Annotated in this window: 4 protein-coding genes and 2 pseudogenes; 3 read left to right on the forward strand and 3 right to left on the reverse strand. The window is 62.9% G+C overall.

The annotated features are described in order from the left end of the window. The 3 genes and pseudogenes from WEA77_RS02695 to WEA77_RS02705 form a co-directional block, all read left to right on the forward strand. A pseudogene (locus WEA77_RS02695) lies at nucleotides 1–385 on the forward strand (MBL fold metallo-hydrolase RNA specificity domain-containing protein); the annotation flags it as partial. After that, the gene (locus WEA77_RS02700; protein WP_368066321.1) at nucleotides 382–1,890 is read left to right on the forward strand and encodes a thymidine phosphorylase family protein; all 1,509 of its coding nucleotides are present in this window, start codon (nucleotides 382–384) and stop codon (nucleotides 1,888–1,890) included. The pseudogene WEA77_RS02695 and the gene WEA77_RS02700, both read left to right, overlap by 4 nt. Nucleotides 1,891–1,898: 8 nt before the next feature. Further along, entirely contained in the window at nucleotides 1,899–2,780 is an 882-nt protein-coding gene (locus WEA77_RS02705) for a ribose-phosphate diphosphokinase (RefSeq protein WP_368066324.1), read from the forward strand. Between the two features lie 50 nt (nucleotides 2,781–2,830). Here WEA77_RS02705 and WEA77_RS02710 read toward each other — a convergent pair whose 3' ends face one another. From WEA77_RS02710 to feoB, 3 genes and pseudogenes are all read right to left on the reverse strand, one after another. Further along, nucleotides 2,831–4,015, reverse strand: coding sequence for an acetate/propionate family kinase (locus WEA77_RS02710; RefSeq protein ID WP_368066322.1), 1,185 nt, complete (start codon nucleotides 4,013–4,015; stop codon nucleotides 2,831–2,833). Beyond that, nucleotides 4,012–4,914 (reverse strand): annotated as a pseudogene (locus WEA77_RS02715) (bifunctional enoyl-CoA hydratase/phosphate acetyltransferase); the annotation flags it as partial. The pseudogene WEA77_RS02715 and the gene WEA77_RS02710, both read right to left, overlap by 4 nt. A gap of 375 nt (nucleotides 4,915–5,289) precedes the next feature. Beyond that, nucleotides 5,290–7,095 (reverse strand): ferrous iron transport protein B (gene feoB / locus WEA77_RS02720; protein ID WP_368066323.1); only part of this gene is annotated, 1,806 nt, incomplete at its 5' end.

The following is a 7,095-nucleotide window of genomic DNA, read 5'->3' on the forward strand; positions in this document are numbered from 1 at the left end:
GTCGGCGAGCGGAATGGCCACAGGCGGACGTGTGCTGAACTATCTGAAGAGATAAGCGCCCGACCCGCGTTCCACCATCCTGTTTGCCGGCTACCAGGCCGGTGGTACCCGCGGCGCGCACATGCTTGCCGGCGCAGACCAGATCAAGATTCACGGGGGCTGGCACAAGGTTCGCGCTGAAGTCCTGAACCTCCACATGCTGTCGGCGCACGCCGACGCAAACGAAATTATGCGTTGGCTTTCAGGCTTCGAGGCGCCGCCCCGCAGGACGTTCATCGTGCACGGTGAGCCTGAGGCCTCTGATGCGCTACGCCACCGCATCCAGGAAGAGCTGGGCTGGGACTGCGAGGTCCCTGAGCACGGACAGCGGGTCGAGCTTGCATGAAACCTCTTGGGCTGAACGCGCTCATGGCACGCCGGTTGGGGCTGCTGACGCATGATGAGGCGGTTGCCTTCATCCGTTCGGACAGCGATGTCAGCAAGTCCGAAGGCCTGAGCTCGCACGGCAGGCTCAAGCTTCAGTGCAATGGCGCAACGGTGTACGCGAGCCTTTATCAGGTGACGTCTGACCTGATCGATTACAATGAAATAGGCCTTTCCGAGTATGCTTGGGCAAAGCTTGGATTGATCGGCCCGCAGCCCGTCACTGTCTCCTCGGCCCCGCCCTTGCAATCCATGACACATGTGCGCGCCAAGATGTTCGGCGAGGAACTGGGTACACAGTCCGCCGCTGAAATAGTGCAGGACATTGTTGCCGGACGCTTCTCCGACATTCAGCTATCGTCGTTTGTTGCAGCCTGTGCGTCCCCCGTCCTCACGCCGGCGGAGACGATTGCCGTGACAAAGGCGATGGTCGAGACTGGCACGCGGCTCGTTTGGCCGGGCGGGAACATCTATGACAAGCACTGCATCGGCGGCCTGCCGGGCAACCGCACGACGCCGATCGTCGTGGCGATTGTGACCAGCTTTGGACTGATGATGCCGAAGACATCGTCAAGAGCGATCACGTCTCCGGCGGGTACGGCAGATACGATGGAAACGCTGACGAATGTCGCTCTCGACATGGCGGCGATGCGCCGGGTTGTCGAGATGACCGGCGGCTGTTTCGTCTGGGGTGACAGCGTGGGATTCAGTCCGGCAGATACATCGGTTATCCGCATAGAGCGCGCGCTCAACCTGGATGTGGACGGTTTGCTCGTGGCTTCTGTCCTGTCCAAGAAGATTGCAGCCGGTGCGACACATGTGGTGATCGACATGCCCGTCGGGCCGACTGCCAAGATGCGCAATCAGGCCTCTGCGGCCCGCCTGTCCGACCTCTTCGGGCTAGTCGCCGCTGCCTTCGATGTTGAAGTACGCACGGTCATCACCGACGGGCGTCAACCTGTGGGCCGGGGCATCGGTCCCGCGCTGGAGGCTGAAGACGTTCTCGCCGTGCTGGACACCCAGCCGCCCGAGCTTTCTGATCTTGCGGAAAGATCATGCGTGCTTGCGGGCGCGGTCCTCGAGATGGCCGGCCTTTGCGCGCAAGGCGCAGGCGCAGGTCTTGCCGATGAGGCGCTCAGGGACGGCCGTGCCCGAAAGAAGTTTGATGAAATCTGCGATGCGCAAGGCGGAGCGAGAACGCCGCCGCCTGCCCGGTTCAGCCGGCCCATCCGGGCGGTGCGATCCGGGAGGGTGACGTCCATGGACAACCGGATGATTGCGCGGATCGCCAAACTCGCCGGAGCGCCGGAAGATGTGTCGGCGGGGGTGCGCCTGGCGGTCCGTTTGGGCGACAGTGTCAGGCAGGGCGATATCCTGTTCACGCTCGTATCGGGGACGCACGGCAAGATTGCGTATGCGATGGACTATGTCGCCGAAAATCCTTTCGTTGTGGAGTTAAGCCGGTGAAGCCTGCCGTGTTCTTCGTTACACCGGGTGCAGAACACCTGGCGCCCGCATTCCGGGGCGCCGGCCTCGAGCAAGGCGCTTGTGTGTTTCGCAGGTTTCCTGACGGGGAATCCTATGTTCGGCTTCTGGAAGATGTCGCCGGGCGCCGCGTTGTGCTCGTCAGTACTCTGAGTGATCCTGATCAACGACTGATGAGTGTTCTGCTTGCGGCCGGCGCAGCGCGCGCCCAGGGTGCGCAGGAAGTCGGCCTGGCGATTGCCTACCTGCCGTACATGCGCCAGGACATTGCCTTCCAGGAGGGCGAACCGGTGAGTTCGGTCCACTTTGCAAGGATCCTTGGCCAGTTTGCCGACTGGATCGTGACGGTGGACCCCCATCTTCACAGGTTCGGCTCTCTCGGCGAGGTGTTCGGGCCTGTCCCGGCGCGCCGGGTAACCGCCGCTGGCGCCATTGCGGACTGGATAATGTCGGCGTTCATTCGGCCGCTGATCATCGGGCCGGATTCTGAAAGCGCCCAGTGGGTGAATGCTATTGCTGAGCGCACCGGGGCACCAGCGCTCGTGCTGACTAAGACGCGCACAGGCGACAGGTCAGTTCGGATCGACCTGCCAGAGGTCGGGCAGTTTGGTGACCACCAGCCGGTCATTGTCGACGACATCGTCTCGACGGGCACCACGATGGAAAAACTGGTTTCAGGCCTCCTGGCCAAGGGGTTCAGGGCGCCGGTGTGCTGCTGCGTACATGCTCTGTTTGTCGAGGGCGCACTGGCGCGTCTGCTGGACGCGGGCGCGTTGCAGATTGTCAGTTGTGATACGGTCTCTCACCCATCGAACCGGATCGGTGTCGGCAAGCTTCTGGCTGAAGGGGTGCTGGCCAGCTTCGGGCGCTAGGATACGCCGCGCCCGGACGTCAGAATCGCGGTGCGGGGAACGCTGTAGGCTCAGAGAAGGGCGAGGCAGTCACGCGCAATCTCGCTTTCTTCATCCGCGGGCAGCACAAAGACGCTGACAGGTGAGCCGGGGGGCGAGAGCAGGGGGGCGGCTTTCGCGTTTGCATCCGGGTCGATCCGGATGCCGGCCCAGGCAAGCCCGGCTGCGATCCCTGCGCGCACATGCCGGGAATTCTCTCCGACACCGCCGGTGAAGACGAGCGCATCAATGCCGCCGAGTGCGGAAATATGCGATCCGCATTCCCGGACGATCCGGTAGACGAAAAGCGCGATGGCTTCTTCAGCTTCCGGCATGCCGGAGGCTTCGAGGACGCGCAGGTCACCTGAAATGCCGGAGACGCCCAGAAGCCCGGATTGCTTGCGCAGCATTTGCGAGACGTCCGCCGCGCTCATATGCCGGTCACTCATCAGGTAGAGCAGCAGACCGGGATCGATATCCCCGCAGCGGGTGGCCATCGGGATACCGCTCATTGCAGAAAATCCCATGCTGGTCGAAATGCTCCGGCCTTCCAGGATAGCGCACAGGCTCGATCCGCTGCCCAGATGCACTGCGAGTGTCCGCTGATGCCGATGGGCCGGTAAACGCTCCGGAAGATGGCGTGCAATGTGTGCATAAGATAGCCCGTGATACCCATAACGCAGGATCCCGCTGTCGGTGAGCGCGCGGGGCAGGGCGTAGAGCTGGGCGATCCGGGGCTGGGTGCGATGAAAGGCCGTGTCAAAGGACAGTGTTTGGGCCAGGTCCGGACGTGCTGCGTCCACGGCGCGGACGGCAGAAAGATTGTACGGTTGATGGTCGGGCGCGAGGGCACACAGGGAATCGAGTTCCGCGATGAGTTCAGGCGTCGCGGTCCGGCTCGCATGATTGTGCCTGCCGCCCTGGACAACCCGGTGTCCGAGAGCTGCGAGAGGCTGGCCCAGGGCCGCCTCCAGGGCCGCAATCAATCGAGGGGCAAGGGCGGCAAGTCGAAGATCCGAAATATCGGCGCGGGCCAGGAAGGCGCATGCCATGTCGCTGTTTGCGGCAACGGCTGAAAGCTTTGGTGCGTCAGGCAAGCCGGCAAGTTCGGCGCGCAGCACGCGCGGTCCGAGCCCGCCGGCCGGCGTCGCCGCATATGCGGCCACTTTGATGCTCGAAGAGCCGACATTGAAGGTCGCAACGATCCGCTCTGTCATGTTTGCCTGTCCTGCCAGGCGAGGTAGGCCGCTGCCAGCGCGGCTGATGCCGCGCGCTCTGGCGCGCTGTCTGCACGGCTGGTGAGGACGATCGGAACCTTCGCGCCAAGAACGATACCTGCCGCTTCAGCGCCAGCGAGATAGTCGAGCTGTTTGGCCAGCATGTTGCCGGCCTCGATCCCCGGAACGATGAGTATATCTGCGGCGCCAGCGACGGGTGACTTCAAGCCCTTGGCAAGGGCGGCTTCTGCCGAGATCGCCAGATCGAAGGCGAGCGGCCCGTCCAGGATACCGCCGCGGATCTGGCCGCGGTCAGCCATCTTGCAAAGCGCGGCAGCATCTATGGTCGAGACTATGGCGGGATCGACGAGTTCAGTTGCCGACAGGATAGCTGCCAGCGGCGTATCGATGCCAAGGGCATTGGCAAGGTCGATCGCGTTCTGGGTGATCCAGCGTTTGGTCAGCAGGTCGGGCGCAATGTTGAGGGCGCCGTCGGAAATGAGGATCCATTTTGGCCAGGCGGGCGTTTCCATCACGAAGACGTGGCTCATCCGTCGGTCCGTGCGCAGGCCACTTTCTCTCCGGACGCAGGCGGACATAAGTTGTCCGGTATCAATGTGTCCTTTCATGATGACTGCAGCGGAGCCGGTCGCCGCAAGCCGGACAGCTTCGTCAGCCGCCGCATGACTATGCGGCGTGTCGATGATTTGAATGCCAGAGATATCCAGTGCGCCTGCTGCGGCCGCATCCATGATCTTTTTGCGGGGACCAACCAAGATCGGATCGATGAGGCCTAGCCTCTTCGCTTCAAGGGCTCCGGAGAGCGAGAGCACGTCCACGGGATGGACGACCGCGCAGCTAAGGGCGGGTCTTCCGGCAGCGTCCAGCAGGCGGGCAAAAGGTTTTCGCATGGCTTGGTAATCATCCCATTTTTCAGCGGCCCGTTTACCGGACACCAAGCGCCGCTTGGAAAGAAGGCTCTTGGTGGCCTGAGTGGCTTCGCTGGCTAAAGCCGAAATCCGCAGTTGGATACTTTGTCTGTCTCCCAGAGCCTTGCCGTGATCCGGAACCAGCGCCCTGTATGCTGGAAGCCTGAGAAACATCGCATCACCGCATGCATAGCCTGAATCAGTGTACTGACAAGTGACCTGAGACCCGTCTGGCCCCGCATTTGAATAGAGAGTCTGTCGCAATGTCGCTAACGCCGCCGGACTGGATGGCGAACTACCGCCAGTCCCGGACCTATTAGCCCGCCAATAATGCAGATTAGCGTTTCAGAGCCCTGCCCAGGTTGCCGTCCAGTAGGTTACGCCGGCCGCAAGATAGGCTAGCGCGAAGAGGTAGACGACGATCACCGCCGTCCAGCGCCAGGAGTTGGTCTCCCGCTTGGCGACCGCGAGACTGGCGAGGCATTGGGGCGCGTAGACATACCAGGCGAGGAAGGCCAGCGCCGTCGGCAGGGACCAGGAAGCCTGCAGCGCCGCCGCGAGGCCCTGTTCGTCCGCGCCCTGCAGCGCATAAACCGTGCCGAGCGCGCCGACGGCGACTTCACGCGCCGCCATTCCGGGCACCAGCGCGATGGCGATTTCGAGGTTAAAGCCGATGGGGCGCAGGATCGGCTCGATCAATCCGCCGAGGAAGCCCGCGAAAGAGCCCCGGATACCGTCTGCTGATTCCGGATAGCTCGCGAGGAACCAGAGGACCACCGACACCATGAAGATCACCACGCCCGCGCGGCGCAGGAAGGCCCAGGCCTTTGAGGTGAGATTGATCAGGAAGTCGCGCAGATCAGGCGCCTTGTAGGTCGGCAATTCCATCAGCAGCGCCTGCGGCGGTCCTTTGGTCAGGGTACGCTTCAGTACAAACGCAACAATCACGGCGCTGACGATGCCGACGGTATAGAGCGCAAACATCACAAGCCCTTGCAGGCCGAACGGCCCAACACCGGATTGTGGGATGAAAGCCGCGATGATGAGCGTGTAGACAGGCAGACGCGCCGAACAGGTCATCAGCGGCGCAATCATGATGGTCGTCAGCCGGTCGCGTTCGTTCTCGATAGTGCGCGCCGCCATCATGCCCGGTATGGCGCAGGCAAAGCTCGACAGCAGCGGAATGAAGGCGCGCCCGTTGAGGCCCACGCGCAGCATGAGTTCGTCCATGAGGAAGGCGGCGCGCGCCATGTAGCCGGAGGCTTCGAGCAGCAGGATGAAAGCGAACAGGATAACGATCTGCGGCAAGAAGATCACCACGCTGCCGACGCCCGCGATGATGCCGTCGGTCAGCAGGCTGCGCACCCAGTTGTCCGGCAACGCTCGGGCGACCCAGGCATTCAGTGCAGAGACGCCGCCATCAATCGCATCCATCGGCCAGGCGGCCCAGGCGAACACGGCCTGGAAGATAAAAAACAACAGCCCTGCAAGAATGAGCGGCCCGGCGATCTTGTTAAGCACCACCTTGTCGATGGCGCGGGTCAGCCGGTTCATCACCGGCTCCTGCAGGATGGCTTCGCGCGCAATATCCCGCGCCTCGCGCTGAAGCAGTTTGAGGTCAGGTTCAGCAGAAGGAGCGGACGCCGTAATCCAGGCTCCAGACGCAATGATTTCGTCGAGACGCTTCAGGAGGGCTTCGCGTCCACTCATGCGCGTTGCCCGGGTGGTAACGACGGGCACACCCAACCGGCGTTCCAGAGCAGCAACATCAATGCGTACGCCGTCGCGCTCGGCGAGATCGTACATGTTGAGCGCGAGCAGCATCGGCCGGCCAAGCGCGCGCACCTGCAGGATGAAATGCAGCTGTGTGCGGATGTCACCGGCATCGATCAGCACGAGCAGGCCGTCCGGCGCCGCCTCGTCCGGATTGCGGCCCATTATGGTGTCGATTGAAATGCGCTCATCGAGGGAGCGCGACGTGAAGCCGTAGATCCCGGGCAGGTCGACAAGTTCGATCCGCTGACCGCTGGCGGTCTTGAACCAGCCGCGCCGCCGCTCGACCGTGACGCCGGCATAGTTCGCGGTCTTGGCACGCCCGCCCGTCAGCCCGTTGAACAAGGTGGACTTGCCGCAGTTCGGCGCGCCCACCAG

This window comes from Hyphomonas sp., assembly GCF_040882205.1.
In the GTDB taxonomy this organism is placed as follows: domain Bacteria; phylum Pseudomonadota; class Alphaproteobacteria; order Caulobacterales; family Hyphomonadaceae; genus Hyphomonas.